The 582-nt window shown below is 49.8% G+C and carries 1 protein-coding gene; it reads left to right on the plus strand.

The window, feature by feature from the left end; translation table 11 throughout:
- Positions 1–582: autotransporter assembly complex protein TamA (locus R7Z77_RS27100; protein WP_318137272.1), on the plus strand; the 582-nt coding region annotated here is incomplete at both ends.

A 582-nucleotide genomic window follows, 5' to 3' on the forward strand; every position in this document is an offset into this window, starting at 1 on the left:
AAGCATTTGGACAACCGTGATACTGAGAGTTTGGAATCAAACCTTGCGGTAGAAAGACACTGGTTAACCGACGGTGGTTGGCACAAAACCGTGTACGTTCGTCACTTGTACGAAAACTTCTCGCAAGGTTTGCAAGATGATGGCGTGCAGTTTGTGCTTCCAGGGGCAACCTTTTCGCGTACTCGTGTCCGTGGTGGCAGTATGCCAATGTGGGGCGATAAGCAAAGCGTAACGGTTGAATACGGCGATCCGGCGCTACTATCTGAAACGCGCGTATTGCGTTTGCTTGGGCGATCTTCGTGGATTCGTGGCATCGGCGAAAACCATCGTGGTTTGTTCCGTCTCGAAGGGGGGGCTAACATCACGGAGGAATTTGAAAAGCTTTCGCCATCGTTGCGTTTCTTTGCTGTGGGGGACAACAACATCCGTGGTTATGGCTATGAATCCATCTCACCTGTCGATGAAAGTGGCGCATTAACGGGTGCGAAATACATCTTAAGCAGCACCTTAGAGTATCAATATCGTGTTTACGGCAACTGGTGGGCCGCAACGTTCTACGATATTGGTGATGCGTTTAATGAC

The sequence above is a fragment of the Vibrio sp. 1401 genome (assembly GCF_033340295.1).